Below are 559 nucleotides of genomic sequence, written 5' to 3' on the forward strand. Positions count from 1 at the left end.
GGGGGTGGGTGGGGTACTGGTCAGCGCCGGAGCCTCGTACGACTGGCCGGCCGGGGGCTTCACCCATATGTCGCCCGGCGATGTCGCACTCCTCGACACGCTCGACGACTGGACCGTGCACGTGCCGGGCCACCCCGACGAGGCTGAGGCGCTGCTCCGGCGGGCCGTGGTGGGGGACGGACGTGTCTACGTGAGGCTCTCCCTGCAGTCGAACAGCACGAGCCGCCCGGTCACCGAGCCAGGGTTCGGCCTGGTGCGACGGGGAACCGGCGGGCTGGTGATCGCGGTCGGGCCGATGCTCGACAACGTCCTCGCGGCGACGGAGGGGCTGGACACGACCGTGCTGTACGCGACGACCGTGCGCCCGTTCGACGCCGCAGGGCTCCGCCGGGCAGCCGGTGCGGCCGGCTCGGCAGACGTCGTGGTGGTCGAGCCCTACCTGGCGGGCACGTCCACGGCGGTGGCCAACGACGCCCTGGCCGATCTGCCCCACCGGGTGCTGGGACTGGGGGTCGGCAGGAGCGAACTACGCAGGTACGGGCAGATGTCGCAGCACCTC

Annotated in this window: 1 pseudogene; it reads left to right on the forward strand. The window is 72.8% G+C overall.

The features are described 5' to 3' along the window. Positions 1 to 559 (forward strand): annotated as a pseudogene (locus BFF76_RS28855) (transketolase); the annotation flags it as partial.

The sequence above is a fragment of the Streptomyces mutomycini genome, assembly GCF_001700505.1.
Classification (GTDB): domain Bacteria; phylum Actinomycetota; class Actinomycetes; order Streptomycetales; family Streptomycetaceae; genus Streptomyces; species Streptomyces mutomycini.